Origin of the sequence: Microbacterium sp. ANT_H45B, assembly GCF_008369345.1 — a bacterium.
Classification (GTDB): domain Bacteria; phylum Actinomycetota; class Actinomycetes; order Actinomycetales; family Microbacteriaceae; genus Microbacterium.
In genome coordinates, this window is sequence record NZ_VOBK01000002.1 from 788,042 (window position 1) to 804,501 (window position 16,460).

The following is a 16,460-nucleotide window of genomic DNA, read 5'->3' on the forward strand; positions in this document are numbered from 1 at the left end:
AGGAGGATCAGACCGGCATCGTGTCGGGGATGCCGGTGCGGAGCTCGACCGGAAGATGGCCGGTGTCGTTGTGCGTGAGCAGCGTCCACGGCCTGCCCTGCTTCTGCGCGATGACCGTGAGTCCGCAGTGCGCCTGGTTGAGGGTCATCCACCGCCACTCCGGAGCTCCGAGCACCTCGCGCACGAACCAGGAGATGACGAAGTTGTGGGTGATGAGGACCTCGTGGACGTCTCCCGGCTTGCGCACCAGGAACTCGTTGACGGCGTCGAACATCTGCGCCCGCCCGGCCTCGAGCTCGGCGTCGGTGACGGCCCCGAAGAACGGCTCGTACGCGGCGGGAGTCTCGTCGGTCATGCCGGTGGGCACGCAGTCGAACAAGAGCGCCGTCGGTGCGGGGTCGACCGACGGCAGGCGCGCGGCGATCGCCCTGGCCGTCTCGTTCGCCCGCAGCAGGGGCGAGTGCCAGACGGCGTCGAGCGGAAGACCCGAGAGGCGGTCGGCGATCAGCTCGGCCTGGCGCTGACCGCGGGGCGACAGGGGTCCGTCGGCGAGGCCGTGCTCGGCGTCCTGATGTTCGCCATGTCTGACCAGATATATGTAATGCGTCACAACTCGCTCGCTTCATCGACAGCGTTTGTCGGTTCCACTCCACCCTATGCCAGGTCTATGACAGCGTCGTGACACCGCTCAGTTGCCGGCGCGCGTGAGCTCTGCGACCTGTGCGCGCGACAGCGTCACACCGGCGCCCTGCATCAGCTCGTCGACGTGCTCGGCGGCGAAGGCGTTCACGATCGGCGCAGCGACCGTGCGCTGGGCGAGCAGCCACGCGATCGACACGGCGGCGACGGGAACCTCGAGCTCGGTGGCGACCTGATCGAGGGCGCGGAGGATCTTGGTGCCGCGGCGGTTCAGATGTCCGCGCAGCTGCTCTCCGCGCACGCCCTTCGAGGCCAGCGCCTTGCTGCGGTGCCGCCCCGACAGGAATCCGTGCTCCAGCGCATGCGACGGGGTCACGGCGAGACTCTGCGCTCCCGCGACGAGTCGCAGATCCCCCTCGAACGGCTGACGCCTGACCAGGTTGTACGGAGAGTCGATGACCTCGATGCGCGGGTATCCGGCCGAGGCGAGGATCCGCGCCTCGACGAGGCGTTCGGGCGCGAAGCCGAAGGCTCCGAGCGCGCCGATCTTGCCGGCGTCGACCATCCATTCGACGGTCGCCAGCGTGTCTTCGAGGTTCGTCGTCCTGTCGAGAGTCGCGTCGAGGTAGAGCACGTCGATCCGCTCGACTCCGAGTCGGGTGAGCGATCCTTCGACGGCGCGAACGAGGTTGACGGATCCGAGACCCGGGTTGTCGGCGTGCGCACCGATGCGCACGCTCACGACGGAGCGTTCCCGCTGACCGCGGGACTGCAGCCACTGGCCGATGATGTGCTCGCTGCGTCCGCCGGAGAAGCCGTCGGCGGTGTGGATCGCATTCCCCCCGAACTCGACGTAGCGATCGAGGATCCCGTGACTGGTCTCCAGGTCGACGTTCCAGCCGAACTCCGCGGCGCCGAGCATGAGCGGGAAGGTCTCGAAACCCGTCTCTCCGAGCGGGACACGGATGCCCTCCCCTATTCCGGGTCCGACGATCGGGATGGGTGCCGACGGATGCTCCGCCACGCCCTCCTGCGCACGGTCGTTCGAGGCTCCTGCGCCTACGCCGAACAACCGCATATCCTCACCCCGCTTCGGCCGTGGACCACGGCCCGCATCACTGCCCGAATACACCCCCCGGTGCGTACTTCGAGAGTAGGCGAGTTCCGCGAACTCCCCGACCAATCCGGGGAACGGCGAGCGAACTTCCCATAACGGTTTGGTCACGTCGGGGACGACGAAGCCCGGGCGTCCTGACGGACGACCGGGCTCCGTGTCGAAGCGCTGGGGATTACTCCGCAGCGGACTCCTCGGCGGCAGCATCCGCAGGAGCCTCGTCGATGACGGGCTCGAGCGACAGCTTGCCGCGGTCGTCGATCTTCGTGATCTTCACGAGGATCTTCTGTCCGACGGAAAGGACGTCGTCGACGTTCTCGACGCGCTTGCCACCGGCGAGCTTGCGCACCTCGGTGACGTGCAGCAGACCGTCCTTGCCCGGAAGCAGCGAGACGAACGCACCGAACGTCGCGATCTTCACGACGGTTCCGAGGAACTGCTCACCCACCTCGGGGTTGGTCGGGTTCGCGATCGCGTTGACCTGGGCGCGCGCGGCCTCGGCCGACGGTCCGTCGGTCGCGCCGATGTAGACGGTGCCGTCCTCCTCGATGGAGATCTGCGCGCCGGTCTCGTCCTGGATCGCGTTGATCGTCTTGCCCTTCGGGCCGATCAGCTCACCGATCTTGTCGACCGGGATCTGCACGCTGATGACGCGAGGCGCGGTGGGCGCCATCTCGTCGGGCGCGTCGATCGCGGCGTTCAGGACGTTGAGGATCGTCAGACGGGCATCGCGAGCCTGCGTGAGCGCACCGGCGAGGACCGAGGTCGGGATGCCGTCGAGCTTCGTGTCGAGCTGGATGGCGGTGATGAACTCACCCGTACCCGCGACCTTGAAGTCCATGTCGCCCAAAGCGTCTTCCGCACCGAGGATGTCGGTCAGCGCCGCGTAGCGGGTCTCACCGTCGACCTCATCGGAGACGAGGCCCATGGCGATGCCGGCGACGGGTGCGCGCAGCGGCACACCGGCGTTCAGCAGCGACAGGGTCGACGCGCAGACCGAGCCCATCGACGTCGAGCCGTTGGAGCTCAGCGCCTCGGACACCTGACGGATCGCGTAGGGGAACTCCTCGCGGCTCGGCAGGACCGGCACGAGCGCGCGCTCGGCGAGGAAGCCGTGCCCGATCTCGCGACGCTTCGGCGAACCGACCCGGCCGGTCTCACCGGTCGAGTAGGGCGGGAAGTTGTAGTGGTGCATGTAGCGCTTGCTCGTGGTGGGCGACAGCGAGTCGATCTGCTGCTCCATCTTGAGCATGTTCAGCGTGGTGACGCCCAGGATCTGGGTCTCACCGCGCTGGAAGATCGCTGATCCGTGCACGCGCGGGATGACCTGCACCTCGGCGTCGAGCGGACGGATGTCGGCGAGGCCACGGCCGTCGATGCGAGCGCCCTCGGTGAGGATGCGGCCGCGCACGATCTTCTTCGTCACGGACTTGTACGCCGCGGAGAACTCCAGCGGGGCGCCGGCCGGGAGCGAACCCGACTCGGTGGCCTCGATGAGCTCTGCCCGGACGCGGTCCTTGATCGCGTCATCCGCAGCCTGACGGTCGGACTTGTCGGCGATCTGGTAGACGCCGACGAGCTCGTCGTAGGAGCGGCCGGCGACGAAGTCGTAGACCTCCTGGCTGTACGCCGGGAAGACCGGGTAGACGCCCGGCTCCTTCGACGAGGTCGCCGCGAGCTCGGCCTGAGCCTTGACGAGCTGGGCGATGAAGGGCTTCGACGCCTCGAGGCCCTGCGCGACGATGGTCTCGTCGGGCTTGGTGGCGCCGGCCTTGATCAGGTTCCAGCTGCCCTCGGTGGCCTCGGCCTCGACCATCATGATCGCGACGTCTTCAGAGCCGTCGGACTTGGTGACGACGCGACCGGCGACGATGAGGTCGAAGACGGCCTCTGCGACCTGCTCGGCATTCGGGAACGCGACCCACTGGTCGGCGTGCTCGCCGTGGCCGGGAACGAACGCGAGGCGCACACCGGCGACGGGACCCGAGAAGGGCAGACCCGAGATCTGCGTCGACGCGGAGGCCGCGTTGATCGCGAGAGCGTCGTAGTACTCGCCGGGAGCGATCGACATCACCGTGATGACGACCTGGACCTCGTTGCGCAGGCCGTCGACGAACGACGGACGCAGCGGACGGTCGATCAGACGGCAGACGAGGATCGCCTCGGTGGAGGGGCGGCCCTCACGACGGAAGAACGAGCCGGGGATCTTGCCGGCGGCGTAGGAGCGCTCCTCGACGTCGACCGTCAGCGGGAAGAAGTCGAAGCCCTCGCGCGGGTGCTTGCCTGCGCTGGTGGCCGAGAGGAGCATGGTCTCGCCGTCGAGGTACGCGGCGACTGCGCCCTGAGCCTGCTGCGCGAGGCGGCCGGTCTCGAAGCGGATGGTGCGGGTGCCGAAGCGGCCGTTGTCGAGAACGGCCTCGGTGGCGGTGATTTCAGGACCTTCCAAGAGGTCTCTCCTTCTTTGTTTAGGCTCGCGTACCCGTATGGCACGCGAGCGTATTCATGAAGGAGCGGATGCGGCAGGATATGGGCGCGCGGGCATTCCCGCGAATGTCACCTGCGCTGGCCACCAGTAGAAAGCCACCCGACGCGACCCGCCGAGGAACCCACCACAGGGGACCAGCTCTCCGCCGATCGCTCCATGAGTCGATATGAAGTTATGCGGTCGACACGCGTCGACCGCCTCCAGCCTATCAGCGGCGGCCCGAAAAGCCCCGTGGGCTCGGCGGCCGGCTGTTCCGACATTCGCCGTCCATGCGACGTTCACCCCTCGGACGCCCTCGCGTGAGGAGCGTCAGGTCTCGTGGGCACATGCGCATGTCAGTGATCGGATGCGGGTACCTCGGTGCCGTGCACGCCGCAGCGATGGCCTCGATCGGACACGATGTCGTCGGTATCGACGTCGACGAGCACAAGGTCGCGGTGCTCGCGGGCGGCACGGCGCCGTTCTTCGAACCACGGCTCGAGGAGCTGCTGCGCGAGGGCCTCTCGTCGGGGCGCCTGCGGTTCAGCAGCGATATGGCGGACGCGAGCGGATCCGACGTGCACTTCCTCGCCGTGGGCACCCCGCAGGTCGCGGGCGGGCATGCGGCCGATCTGCGCTTCGTCGACGCGGCCGTGGAGTCGCTGATCCCCCATCTCCGCCGTGGCGATGTCGTCGCCGGCAAGTCCACGGTGCCGGTCGGCACCGCGGAACGACTGGCCGCGCTTGTCGACGAGACGGGCGCGACACTGGTGTGGAACCCCGAGTTCCTTCGCGAGGGCTGGGCTGTGCACGACACGCTCACACCCGATCGACTCGTCGTCGGCGTGCCCGACGGAGCCGAGGGCGTCAGGGCCGCGACGCTGCTGCGGGAAGCGTACGCCTCCGCCGTGACCGCGGGCAGCCCGTTCCTGGTCACCGATCTCGCGACCGCCGAGCTCGTCAAGGGCGCCGCGAACGCCTTCCTCGCCACCAAGATCTCGTTCATCAACGCGATGGCCGAGATCGCCGAGGCCGCGGGCGCCGACGTCGCACTGCTCGCGGATGCGCTGGGCCACGACACCCGCATCGGCAGACGCTACCTCGGCTCGGGGATCGGCTTCGGCGGCGGGTGCCTGCCCAAGGACATCCGTGCCTTCACGGCACGTGCCGAGGAGCTGGGACGCGGAGAGGCCGTGGGGTTCCTCCGCGAGGTCGACGCGATCAACCTGCGTCGTCGCGACAGGGCGGTGCAGATGGTCGTCGACGCACTGGGCGGGCTCGTGTTCGGTCGACGGGTCGCGGTGCTCGGCGCGGCGTTCAAGCCCTTCAGCGACGACATCCGCGACTCCCCCGCGCTCGACGTCGCTGTGCGGCTGCGAGGGCTGGGCGCCGACGTCGTGGTGACGGATCCGGCGGCGCTCGCCAACGCGGCGGCCGCGCACCCTCAGCTCGGATACGCCGCCGAACGCGACGACGCGCTGCGTGACGCGGACGCCGTCGTGATCGTCACGGAATGGGACGAGTACCGCCGGGACCTCACCCCCGAGCATGCGGGATCGCTGGTCGCCGGGCGCGTGATCATCGACGGCAGGAACTGCCTCGACGCCGATCTCTGGCGCGCGGCCGGCTGGTCGTATCACGGCATGGGTCGCCGCTGACTCGCAGCCGCAGCGACGATCAGCCGACGCTGACCCCTCGCGGCGCTCGCGAGCGCCCGAGGTAGACGTAGTCGTCGTGCTTCGCGACCCGGCCGTCTCCGGCCGCACGGCCGTGCAGGCGTCGCCACACCCAGGGCAGCGCGTGGCGACGCCACCACAGCCCGGCACTGATCGCCTCGTCCTCGTGGAGCGACGCGTCGAGCGCACCGAGCGCATCGGCGTGCGGGACGCCGAGCACCTCCCCCACCCGGTATGCGAGGAAGCGATGACCGCGGCTGCTGAGATGCACGAGGTCCTCACCCCAGTGGGGACGCTCGGGCAGCGTCGGATGCAGATCGGTATCGATCAGGATCGCGCCGGTGCGTGCCGCGATACCGGCCAGTGCGGTGGCGAACGACGCGAAGCGCGCGGCGTAGACGGCTGCCGCACGGCGGTCGGGGAGAAAGGGCGTGACCAGGACCACGTCGGCGCCGATGCCGCGGAGGCGGGCCACGGCGCTCTCGAGCTCTGCGGCGAGCGCGGGCACGTCGACACGGGGTTTCACGAGGTCGTTGGCCCCGATCAGCACCGACACGAGGTCGGGACGAAGCTCGATCGCCCGCGGCAGCTGGATCTCGCAGACATCGCGCACGCGCTTCGAGCGGATGGCGAAGTTGGCATAGTGCAGTCCTCCCCTGGACGCGAGCAGCAGCGCCAGCCGGTCCGCCCAGCCGCGCAGGGTTCCCTCGGGTCCGGGGTCGCACAGCCCCTCGGTGAGCGAGTCCCCCAGCGCGACGTACCGCTGCCAGCGACGGGCGACGATCGGCCGAGACGGCTCGGGTCTGGTCCTGCGGCGAGCACGCGCTCCCGCGTCGACGGCCTGCAGTGCGGTCGCCTCGTCGAAGTGGCCCAGCAGCTGGTCGCAGACGCTGGCCCAGCTGCGTCCCTGCACGGCCTGATGCCCGGCGGCCCCGAACGCTCTGCGCTTTCGGACGTCGCCGGCGAGATCGGCGACGCGCATGCGCAGATCGTCGAGATCTCCGGGGCGGTAGAGCCATCCGTCGATCCCCATCCGCACGAGGTCGAGCGGCCCGCCGCGTCCGGTGGCGACGACAGGCACTCCGCTGGCGTGCGCCTCCTGGAGCGTCTGACCGAAGGTCTCGCTCTCGCCGGGGTGCACGAACACGTCGAAGGACGCCAGCGCGGCGGCGAGCGCATCCCCCTCGAGATGCCCGAGGAACACCGCGCTCGGCATCAGCGCTTCCAGTCGGGGTCGGGTCGGCCCGTCCCCCACGATCACGAGGCGCGCCCCGGGGATGTCCTGCAGCACCGCGAGGTCTTCCACCTGCTTCTCCGGAGCGAGTCGGCCGACGTAGCCGATCACCGTCTCGGCACCCCATTCGGCACGCAGCTGCACACTCCGGCGCATCGGCTGGAAGCGCTCCGCATCGACTCCCCTGCCCCATCGCCTGACCCGATCGACTCCGAGGTCGGCGAGTCGGAGCGCGGCGTCCTCCGAGGGCGCGAGCGTGAGGGTCGCGCGCCGGTGCAGGCGCGCGATGTGGGTGTGGGCGAGCCCCGTGGTCGCCGGGACCCGGTATCTCGCCGCGTACGCCGCGACATCGGTCTGATAGGCCGCCACCGAGGGCACGTCCAGACGCTCTGCGGCGAGCGCACCTCGCCATCCCAGCGCGAACGGCGAGGCGAGGTGCACGACGTCGGGCTCGAACCGTCGGAGGGAGGCCGCCACACGATGCGCAGGCGAGGTCCCCACCCTGACGTTGCGGTAGCCGGGGAGCGCCAGGCTCGGGATGGCTTCGACGGCCGCGCCGGAGATCTCGGTCGGCAGGCCGACGGCATCCGGTGCGAGCACGTGCGCCTCATGGCCCGTGCGCTCGAGGTGCCGGAGGATCTGCAGCACGGATCCGGTGACACCGTTCATGTGCGGAAGGAAGGACTCGGTCACGATCGCGACTCTCACCCGCCCAGGATGCCCGGTGTCGGCCCCGGCTGAGGCGCGAACGGGCTGCTGCCACCAGAAGTTCACCGGATGCTGGAGCGCCGGTCACCGGTTATCCCGACGTTGGTTGCCGTTCACCTCCGGCGCGCACTGTGGAGGGGTGCCGCTCGATCTGCTCACCGGCCCCTGGGCCCTCCCCGTCATGAGCCTCCTCGTCTTCGGCGACGCCTTCCTGGTGGTCGTGCCCGGGGAGATCGCCGTGACCGTCCTCGGCGCGATCGCCTCGTCGTCGGGGTCGCCCTCGCTGTGGGCGGTCATCGGGTGCGCGGGAGCGGCAGCGGCCCTGGGCGACATCGCCTGCTACCTCATCGGGCGCAGCGTGGGTCTCGAGCGCTGGGGGTGGATGCGTCGCCCTCGCATCCGGGCCGCGCTGGACTGGGCAGGGCTCCGGCTCGACAGCGGCATGGCGAGCGTGCTCTTCACGGCGCGTTTCGTCCCCTTCGCGCGGTTGGCGATCAACCTCGTCGCCGGTGCCTCGCGCATCCATCCCGGCCGGTATCTCGGCCTCGTGACGACGGCCGCTCTCGGCTGGGCCGCGTACCAGGCGTCGGTCGGCGCGGTGGTGGCCGCGGTGATCCCCGGGGGTCCGATGGTGGCCGTCGTCGTCTCTGTCGCCGTGGCTCTCGGTCTCGGTGCGGTGATCGACCTCGCGGTGCGACGCGGACGACGCGGATCGTCGGACTCCGCTCGGCCGCCGCGCAGCGACGTGGCCTAGGCTTGCGGGCATGAGCACCGAAGAAGGCGCCTCCTCCACCGAGGACATGAAGCGCAAGTTCAAGGAAGCGCTCGAGAAGAAGAACGCGCACCACCGTCAGGGCGAGTCGCACCTGGATGGCGACTCCGCCGTCCACGGCGCAGCCGCCCCGCAGACGCGGCGCGAGTTCCGACGCAAGAGCGGTTGACCGCACGGATGCGGGAGCCGACGAATCGCCGACTCCCGCATCCCTCTCCTCGGCTCGGGTTCAGCCGCGCACCTCGCGGGCCCGTGCCCGTGCCTGCTTGGCCGCCATCTCATCGAGGGCGGACTCCTTGAGCCCCTGCACGTCGACGGCCTTCTCCTCGTCGACCATGCCGTGCTCGTCGACGCCGTCGAGCTGCGACTCCTCGAACGGGATCCGGCCGCTCAGCACCTGCGTCACGCGGTCACGGTCGATCTGACGCGTCCACGTGCCGATGAGCAGGGTGGCGACCGCATTACCGGTGAAGTTGGTGAGCGCACGCCCCTCCGACATGAAGCGGTCGATGCCGACGATGACCCCGACGCCGTCGACCAGGTCGGGGCGGTAGGCCTGCAGGCCGCCGGCGAGAGTCGCGAGCCCTGCACCGGTGACCCCGGCGGCGCCCTTGCTGGCGATGATCATGAACACGAGCAGACCGATCTGCTCACCGATCGTCATCGGCTGGCCCATGCCCGTGGCGATGAACAGCGAGGCCATCGTCAGGTAGATCGCAGTGCCGTCGAGGTTGAACGAGTATCCGGTCGGCACGGTGATGCCGACGACCGGCTTCGAGACGCCGATGTGCTCCATCTTCGCGATCAGTCGGGGCAGTGCGGACTCCGACGACGACGTGCCGACGATCAGGAGGTACTCCCTGGCGAGGTACTTCACGAGGCTGAAGATGTTGACGCGGGTGACCGCGTAGAGCAGCGTCCCCAGCACGACCACGATGAACAGGATGCAGGTGATGTAGAACGCGATCATGAGCACGCCCAGGCTCCAGATCGCAGCCACGCCGGTCTTGCCGACGACCGCGGCGATCGCGCCGAAGGCACCGAGCGGCGCGAGCCAGAGGATCATCCCGAGGATGCGGAACACCAGCTTCTGCAGGTTCTTCACCGCATCCATGATCGGCGCGCCCTTCTCCCCGAGTCCCTGCAGGGCGAAGCCGACCAGGAGGGCGATGAACAGCACCTGGAGGACGCTCTCACCGGTGAACGCGGAGAAGAACGTGGTGGGGATGATGCCGAGGACGAACTCGGTCGTGGTCTTCGCCTCGGTGTCGGTCGCGTCGTAGTTCGAATTGGCCATGTCGAGGCCGGAACCGGGGTGGATGATGTTGCCGACGACGAGGCCGATCGCGAGGGCGAACGTCGACATGACCATGAAGTACAGCAGCGCCAGCCCGCCGATCTTGCCGACGGTGGCGGCCTTGGCGATCGATCCGACGCCCACCACGATCGTGCAGAAGATGATCGGGGCGATCATCATCTTGATGAGCGACACGAACCCCTTGCCGATCGGCTCCAGGCTCTGACCGACCTGCGGCCAGAGCAGACCGACCGCCGCGCCGAGGACGACCGCGATGATCACCGACACGTACAGCCAGGTGTGCCTGTCCCAGGCCTGCTTGCCGCGGCGAGAATTGAAACCGGGAAGGGAGAACCCCGTCGTGATGGCCATGTTTTCCTCCTTGATCATGAACGTCGTCGTCTCATGACCGACGGCGTCGTCGCCTGTCGGTGTCTTCACCGTCGCCGACTTCCCTCCGCGGCACCATTTGTGGTCGTATTGGTCACTACCGGGATCACAGACCCGCGATCACCGCCGATCGGAAGGACCCGATGAGACCCGCGCGCAGCATCGCCTCACGGGTCTTCCTCGTGCTGCTGGTCGCGGCGATCGTCCTCGGAGCGCTGGTCGCGGTGTTCCTGGTGGTGGATGCCCAGCGGGCCACCCATGCCGAGGCCGAACGGGTCACGGCGGCGACGGCGGCGACCGTCGCATCCTCCCCGCTCGTGGTCGACACGCTCGGCGGCGACGATGTCGCGGCGACCAGCGCCGCGCTCGAGCCGTATGCGCTGGACGTCATCGCCGATGCGGGCCTGGACTTCGTGACGATCATGACCCTCGACGGCACGCGCGTGACGCATCCGGATCTCGATCAGATCGGCGCTCGCTACCTCGGCACCATCCCCGATGCGCCGCGCCCGTTGACGGAGGTGTTCACCGGGACGCTGGGCCCGTCCGTGCGCACGATCGTGCCCGTGATCGGGCCCGGCGGCGCCGCGGTGGGCTGGGTCTCCTCCGGCGTGACCATCGAATCGATCTCGGAGACCCTGGTGCGCAGGCTCCCCCTCTCCCTCGGCATCACCGCAGGGCTCGTCGCGTTCGGGGCGCTCGGCGCTCTGGCGGCTCGCCGGTTCACGCGCCGGATCGCCGGGGATCTGCCGCCGGGGCAGGTGCGCGACGCGGTGTCGTCGTACGAGTCCCTGCGCACCCTCGGCGACGCGATCCGGGCGCAGACCCACGAGCACGGGAACCGCATGCACACCGCCGTCGCCCTGCTCGAGCTCGGACGCACGGACGAGGCGATCGAGATCCTGACCGAGACGTCGCGGCAGAGCCAATCCCTGGTCGACCAGGTCACGGCCCGTCGCGCCGGCGACCCTGCGGTGGGCGCGCTGCTGCTCGGCAAAGCGTCGCAGGCCAAGGAGCGTGGCATCGACTGGCGGGTGCGCATAGATCCCGACACGCCGCGGTCGCCGCTGTCGGCGGTCGAGAGCGTCGCCGTGCTCGGCAACCTCATCGACAACGCCATGGATGCGGCGGGCGAGGCCGAGGAACGCTGGGTCGAGGTCGCTCTGCAGACGTCCGCCGACGGGGGCATCCTGCTGGAGGTCTCGGACAGCGGCCACGGCATCCCCGCGCCGCTCCGCGAGCAGATCTTCGTCCAGGGATTCTCGACCAAGCAGACGGACACGCAGGGACGCGGCGTGGGCCTCGCACTGGTCCGCTCGGTGGTGCTCGGGGCCGGGGGCACTGTGGCGGTGTCCGAGGATCCGACGACTTTCCGCGTCGTCCTCCCCCCGACGCGGGGGAAGGCGTCGACGTGATCCGCACCCTGCTCGTCGACGACGACGCCCTGACGATCGAACTGCATCGGTCCTACCTCGACCGGATCGACGGCTTCGTCGTCGCCGGGGAGTGCGCCGGAGCCCGCGCCGCGCTCTCGGCCCTGCTGGCGCAGCCTTCGGATCGGCCGTTCGACCTCGTCCTGCTCGATCTGACCATGCCCGACGGTTCGGGGATCGACGTCCTGCGCGCACTTCGCGCGCGCGGCACGGCGATCGACGTGATCGCGATCACCGGTGTGCGGGACGCCGAGAGCGTTCGGCAGATGGCCGCTCTGGGGGTGTATCAGTACCTGGTCAAGCCGTTCCCGTTCGCGGTCTTCCAGGAGCGTCTGACCGCCTACCGCTCGTATCGCGAGCAGGCGCGATCGACCGACGGCGAGGCCACCCAATCGGAGATCGACGCCCTGCTGGGCCGCGCCACCGGCACCGTCCTCGTCCCCAAGGGGCTCTCCGACGACACCCTGCAGAAGGTCACCGGCGCGCTGCGCGCCGGAGGTGCGATGTCGGCGAGCGAGGCGGCCGAGCGGCTCGGCATGTCCCGCGTCGCGGTGCGCCGGTACCTCGAGCACCTCGCCGCGTCCGGAGTGGTCATCCGCAGTGCACGGTACGGGGCGCGGGGCCGTCCGGAGACCGAGTACGGCTGGAATCGGCGTTCAGACGGTCACGACTGACAGGGCGCGGTCCCGAGACCGCGCGTGCGCCGCTCGATCGTCGTCGAGCGGCGCACGTCGAGGTCACTCTCCGGCGAGACCGCCGAGCATGTGACCGAACGACCGCCCCTCGCCGAGGTAGGTCGCGGGATCGTACGGGTCGAGGACCTCGGTGGTGTCCCGTCGGGCGATGGCCTCGGCGAGCTCACGCGCGCCCTTCTCCACCCTCTTCGCGAGAGGGGCGACGTCGTCGCCCGCCCCGCCCCAGTCGCTGGAGGCCGCGAACACGCCCGTCGAGACGGCATCCGCATGCAGATAGGCGAAGAGCGGGCGGATCGCGTAGTCGATCGCGAGCGAATGCCGGGCCGTGCCGGCGTTCGCGCCGATCAGCACGGGCATCCCGGTGAGGGCGTCGGGGTCGAGCACGTCGATGAACGACTTGAAGAGGCCGTTGTAGCTCGTGGAGAAGATCGGCGTGACCGCGATGAGCGCGTCGGCGGACACCACGGTGTTGATCGCCGTGTCCAGCGCCGGCGGTGCGAACCCCGTGAGCAGGTTGTTCGTGATGTCGTGCGCGTAGTCCCGCAGCTCGACGACGTCGACTGTCGCCTCGATGTCGTGACCGGCGAGTGCCTTGACGGTCTCAGCAGCGAGCCGGTCGGCCAGCATACGCGTGGACGACGGGTTCGAGAGCCCGGCTGAGACGACGGCGATCCGACGGCTGGCCATCTCAGGCACCCTTCCGGCTCAGACCGAAGGCGGAACCGGCGGGAGCGGGCGTGTCCTGGTAGGGCGAGTCTCCCGTGAGATTGTCGCCCCGGTTCGCTCCGGGCCGCGCCTGGCGGGTCGGGCCGTCGCCGAACTCGGCCAGCACCCGCGACGCATGGGTCGGCGCGTCCGGGACGTTCGCCGGACGATCCTTCGCCAGCTCCTTGCGCAGTACCGGCACGACCTCGGAGCCCAGGATGTCGAGCTGCTCGAGCACGGTCTTCAGAGGAAGACCGGCGTGGTCGATGAGGAAGAGCTGCCGCTGGTAGTCCCCGTAGTGCTCGCGCATCGCGGCATAGCGGTCGATCACCTGCTGCGGCGACCCGACAGTGAGCGGGGTCATCTCGGTGAAGTCCTCCATGCTCGGACCGTGCCCGTACACAGGGGCGTTGTCGAAGTACGGGCGGAACCGGTTCACGGCATCCTGCGACTTCGCCGCCATGAACACCTGACCGCCCAGACCGACGATCGCCTGCTCCGGCGCGCCGTGTCCGTAGTGCGCGTAGCGCTGACGGTACAGCTCGATCAGACGCTGGTAGTGCTCCTTGGGCCAGAAGATGTTGTTCGCGAAGAACCCGTCGCCGTAGTAGGCGGCCTGCTCGGCGATCTCGGGTGTACGGATCGAGCCGTGCCAGACGAATGGAGCGACACCGTCGAGGGGACGCGGCGTCGAGGTGAAGCCCTGCAGGGGTGTGCGGAATTTGCCCTCCCAGTCCACGACGTCCTCCCGCCACAGCTTGTGCAGCAGCGCGTAGTTCTCGATCGCGAGCGGAAGACCCTGGCGGATGTCCTGGCCGAACCACGGGTACACCGGTCCAGTGTTGCCGCGACCCAGCATGAGGTCCATGCGGCCGTCCGACACGTGCTGGAGCATCGCGTACTCCTCGGCGATGCGCACCGGGTCGTTCGTGGTGATCAGGGTCGTCGAGGTCGACACGATCAGACGCTCGGTCTGCGCGGCGAGCGCAGCGAGGAACGTGGTGGGGCTGGACGACCAGAACGGCGGGTTGTGGTGCTCGCCGATCGCGAAGACGTCGAGACCGACCTCCTCCGCGTGCGTGGCGATCCGCAGGGTCGCCTTGATGCGCTCCTGCTCGCTCGGCGTGACGCCGGTCGTGGGATCGCGGGTGATGTCGCTGACCGACATGATGCCGAACTGCACCGGGACGCCTGCCTGCTCGCTCATGATTGCTCCGTCTTCTCGAATCGGGTGCCGCGCATCCGGTTCTATTCATGTGAATGTATCTGAGTCAACGCGATGCCAGCAACTTTATTCCCCGAGTAGCCTCGGAGCATGCACAGCACCGGAGCCGACCCGACGAGCCCCGCCACCACGTCCGCCCCGAGACCGCGCAAGAGGGTCCCCTTCTGGGACAACGCGCGGTACGCCTGCATCGTGCTGGTGGTGCTCGGACACGCGATCCAGCGCCTCACGTACGACTCCGACATCGCCCTCGCCGCGTATCTCGCGCTGTACGCGTTCCACATGCCGGCGTTCGCGATCATCTCCGGCTACTTCTCGAAGTCCGGCTCCCCCACGCGGGTGCAGATGGCGAGGGTCATCACCGACATCCTCGTCCCCTACGTCATCTTCGAGTTCCTCTGGACGCTGACGAAGTGGTTCGTCGAAGGTCAGGCGGATCCGAACTTCACCAAGCCGTCGTGGACGCTCTGGTTCCTGCTGGCGCTGGGGATCTTCCGTCTGGTCCTCCCCTATCTCGCCCTGCTGCGCTGGCCGCTGCTGTGGACCGTGATCATCTCGGTGGGCGTGGGCTATCTGCCCAATGTCGACAGCACGTTCTCGCTGTCACGCACCCTCGGGCTGCTGCCGTTCTTCGCGCTGGGATGGTGGCTGCGCGACCGCGACATCGTCACGCGCCTCCGCCTGCTCGACGTGCGACCGTGGTGGGTCAGGGCGACAGCACTGTGCGTGCTCGCGATCGCGGGCTTCGCGGCGTGGAACTGGATCGACGTGTGGAAGCAGGTCGATCTCGGTCGGTGGTTCTTCTATGAGGACGCGTATGCGGATCTCGGCGGCGAGCAGTGGTGGGCGGGCGGCGCGCGCATCGCGTTGATGCTGCTGGCGGTCGTCCTCAGCGCCGCGTTCTTCGCCCTCATCCCTCGCGGCACCCACTGGTGGACGCGGTTCGGCCAGTACACGATGTACGTGTTCCTGCTGCACTCCTTCGTGCTCTACCCGTTCCGAGAGTCCGGAGTGCTGCGCGACCTCGATCCGACCTGGCTGTGGCTGCCGCTCGTGACCCTGCTGTCGGTCGTCCTCGCCCTGGCTCTCGCGACGAAGCCGGTGCGGTCGATCTTCCGCCCCCTCGTCGAGCCCCGGCCGCGCTGGCTGTTCGCCGATCCGGAGCTCACCGGCAGGCAGGGCCACCGCAGCGACCCGACCGGCTCCCGTCGTCCCCGGCAGACCCCGGATGCGAGTGTGAAGCGGTGACCCGAGCCGAGCGGATCCGAGATCTCATCGTCGAGCAGAGCGACGCGACGGGCTTCGTCGCGCACGGACTGCACGTGCGCATCGGCGACGACGTCGCCGAGCACCGGTGGACCGAGGATGTCCGCGAGGAGATCCACTCGGTGGCGAAGGCGGTGTGCGTGCTCGCCGCCGGCATCGCCGCGGACGAGGGACTCGTCTCCCTCGATGCACCCGTCGCCGAGTACGTGCCGGACGTCGTCCTCGGCGACGGTGTCGACGAGGTGACCCTCCGACATCTGCTCACGATGTCGAGCGGAATCGACCTTCCCTACTCGGAGACCCTGATGACCGACTGGCCCGATCTCGCCCGCGAGTTCCTCGGTCGGACGGCGCGCGGACGCGTTTTCCAATACTCCAATGCCAGCAGCTACACCGCGATGGCGGTGCTGGCGTCGCGGACCGGCGACATCCTCGAGTACCTGCGGCCGAGGCTGCTCGACCCGCTGGGTCTCGGCGACATCTCCTGGGAGCGCTGCCCGCGGGGTCGGGTCGTCGCCGGCAGCGGCATCGCTCTGCGCACCGAGGAGATGTCGAGACTCGGACGACTCATCCGCGACCGCGGTGAATGGGAGGGCGTGCGCCTCGTCTCGGCAGAGCTCGTCGACGGGATGCACTCCGACTGGGTCGCCTCAGGCGAGACCCCCGGGTACCAGCGGTATGCGCTCGCGGGCTGGGACGGCCCCGGACGTCAGTGGCGACTGCACGGCGCACACGGTCAGCTGATCCTCTTCGCCGGGGATGCGGTGGTGACCATCAGCGCCGACGACCACTTCGGAGCGGACTCGATCGCGGCCTTCGTCGCCGACCTCCTCGACGCCTGA

General features: G+C 69.1%; 14 protein-coding genes. 7 read left to right on the plus strand and 7 right to left on the minus strand.

Going from position 1 to position 16,460, the window contains the following annotated elements; translation table 11 throughout:
• Positions 1-7: 7 nt before the first annotated feature.
• The 3 genes from FQ142_RS10360 to FQ142_RS10370 form a co-directional block, all read right to left on the minus strand.
• Positions 8-610, minus strand: a complete 603-nt coding sequence (locus FQ142_RS10360; protein WP_056416844.1) for a histidine phosphatase family protein — start codon at positions 608-610, stop codon at positions 8-10.
• 78 nt (positions 611-688) lie between these two features.
• Positions 689-1,717, minus strand: a complete 1,029-nt coding sequence (locus FQ142_RS10365; protein ID WP_056416840.1) for an aldo/keto reductase — start codon at positions 1,715-1,717, stop codon at positions 689-691.
• Positions 1,718-1,928: 211 nt separating this feature from the next.
• Entirely contained in the window at positions 1,929-4,199 is a 2,271-nt protein-coding gene (locus tag FQ142_RS10370; protein ID WP_056416836.1) for a polyribonucleotide nucleotidyltransferase, read from the minus strand.
• A gap of 365 nt (positions 4,200-4,564) precedes the next feature.
• Between FQ142_RS10370 and FQ142_RS10375 the strand changes: the two genes are divergently transcribed.
• Entirely contained in the window at positions 4,565-5,875 is a 1,311-nt protein-coding gene (locus tag FQ142_RS10375; protein ID WP_149423208.1) for a UDP-glucose dehydrogenase family protein, read from the plus strand.
• A gap of 19 nt (positions 5,876-5,894) precedes the next feature.
• Here FQ142_RS10375 and FQ142_RS10380 read toward each other — a convergent pair whose 3' ends face one another.
• On the minus strand, positions 5,895-7,820 hold the full coding sequence (locus FQ142_RS10380; RefSeq protein ID WP_253385941.1) for a GDSL-type esterase/lipase family protein: 1,926 nt from the start codon (positions 7,818-7,820) through the stop codon (positions 5,895-5,897).
• A 154-nt stretch (positions 7,821-7,974) separates the two neighbouring features.
• Here FQ142_RS10380 and FQ142_RS10385 point away from each other — a divergent pair, with 154 nt between their 5' ends.
• Together FQ142_RS10385 and FQ142_RS17490 are read left to right on the plus strand one after the other, a co-directional pair.
• A complete protein-coding gene (locus FQ142_RS10385; protein ID WP_262492121.1) occupies positions 7,975-8,589 on the plus strand; it encodes a DedA family protein in 615 nt (204 codons plus the stop codon).
• Between the two features lie 10 nt (positions 8,590-8,599).
• The gene (locus FQ142_RS17490; RefSeq protein WP_162247495.1) at positions 8,600-8,776 is read left to right on the plus strand and encodes a DUF5302 domain-containing protein; all 177 of its coding nucleotides are present in this window, start codon (positions 8,600-8,602) and stop codon (positions 8,774-8,776) included.
• A 60-nt stretch (positions 8,777-8,836) separates the two neighbouring features.
• Here the strand turns inward: FQ142_RS17490 and FQ142_RS10390 are convergent, their stop codons facing one another.
• The gene (locus FQ142_RS10390; protein ID WP_149423515.1) at positions 8,837-10,276 is read right to left on the minus strand and encodes a cation:dicarboxylate symporter family transporter; all 1,440 of its coding nucleotides are present in this window, start codon (positions 10,274-10,276) and stop codon (positions 8,837-8,839) included.
• A gap of 161 nt (positions 10,277-10,437) precedes the next feature.
• Between FQ142_RS10390 and FQ142_RS10395 the strand changes: the two genes are divergently transcribed.
• Both FQ142_RS10395 and FQ142_RS10400 read left to right on the plus strand, forming a co-directional pair.
• The gene (locus FQ142_RS10395) at positions 10,438-11,709 is read left to right on the plus strand and encodes an ATP-binding protein (protein WP_149423211.1); all 1,272 of its coding nucleotides are present in this window, start codon (positions 10,438-10,440) and stop codon (positions 11,707-11,709) included.
• Complete coding sequence (locus tag FQ142_RS10400; RefSeq protein WP_149423212.1) at positions 11,706-12,401, plus strand: response regulator; 696 nt, start codon at positions 11,706-11,708, stop codon at positions 12,399-12,401. Before FQ142_RS10395 ends, FQ142_RS10400 begins: the two co-directional genes overlap by 4 nt.
• A gap of 63 nt (positions 12,402-12,464) precedes the next feature.
• On the opposite strand, the gene FQ142_RS10405 is transcribed toward FQ142_RS10400, so the two are convergent.
• Positions 12,465-13,109 carry an FMN reductase gene (locus FQ142_RS10405; protein WP_149423213.1) on the minus strand — a complete coding sequence of 215 codons (645 nt, stop codon included), beginning with the start codon at positions 13,107-13,109 and terminating at the stop codon, positions 12,465-12,467.
• Between the two features lies 1 nt (position 13,110).
• Complete coding sequence (locus FQ142_RS10410; RefSeq protein ID WP_149423214.1) at positions 13,111-14,334, minus strand: LLM class flavin-dependent oxidoreductase; 1,224 nt, start codon at positions 14,332-14,334, stop codon at positions 13,111-13,113.
• 108 nt (positions 14,335-14,442) lie between these two features.
• Between FQ142_RS10410 and FQ142_RS10415 the strand changes: the two genes are divergently transcribed.
• Together FQ142_RS10415 and FQ142_RS10420 are read left to right on the plus strand one after the other, a co-directional pair.
• On the plus strand, positions 14,443-15,600 hold the full coding sequence (locus FQ142_RS10415) for an acyltransferase family protein (protein WP_149423215.1): 1,158 nt from the start codon (positions 14,443-14,445) through the stop codon (positions 15,598-15,600).
• Positions 15,597-16,460 carry a serine hydrolase domain-containing protein gene (locus FQ142_RS10420; protein ID WP_149423216.1) on the plus strand — a complete coding sequence of 288 codons (864 nt, stop codon included), beginning with the start codon at positions 15,597-15,599 and terminating at the stop codon, positions 16,458-16,460. The genes FQ142_RS10415 and FQ142_RS10420 overlap by 4 nt, the downstream gene beginning before the upstream one ends.

Coding starts and splice junctions, on each gene's coding strand:
- FQ142_RS10375 (WP_149423208.1), top strand. CDS start 4,565: ATGCGCATGTCAGTGATCGGATGCGGGTACCTCGGTGCCGTGCACGCC.
- FQ142_RS10410 (WP_149423214.1), bottom strand. CDS start 14,334: ATGAGCGAGCAGGCAGGCGTCCCGGTGCAGTTCGGCATCATGTCGGTC.
- FQ142_RS10390 (WP_149423515.1), bottom strand. CDS start 10,276: ATGGCCATCACGACGGGGTTCTCCCTTCCCGGTTTCAATTCTCGCCGC.
- FQ142_RS10395 (WP_149423211.1), top strand. CDS start 10,438: ATGAGACCCGCGCGCAGCATCGCCTCACGGGTCTTCCTCGTGCTGCTG.
- FQ142_RS10405 (WP_149423213.1), bottom strand. CDS start 13,109: ATGGCCAGCCGTCGGATCGCCGTCGTCTCAGCCGGGCTCTCGAACCCG.
- FQ142_RS10365 (WP_056416840.1), bottom strand. CDS start 1,717: ATGCGGTTGTTCGGCGTAGGCGCAGGAGCCTCGAACGACCGTGCGCAG.
- FQ142_RS17490 (WP_162247495.1), top strand. CDS start 8,600: ATGAGCACCGAAGAAGGCGCCTCCTCCACCGAGGACATGAAGCGCAAG.
- FQ142_RS10415 (WP_149423215.1), top strand. CDS start 14,443: ATGCACAGCACCGGAGCCGACCCGACGAGCCCCGCCACCACGTCCGCC.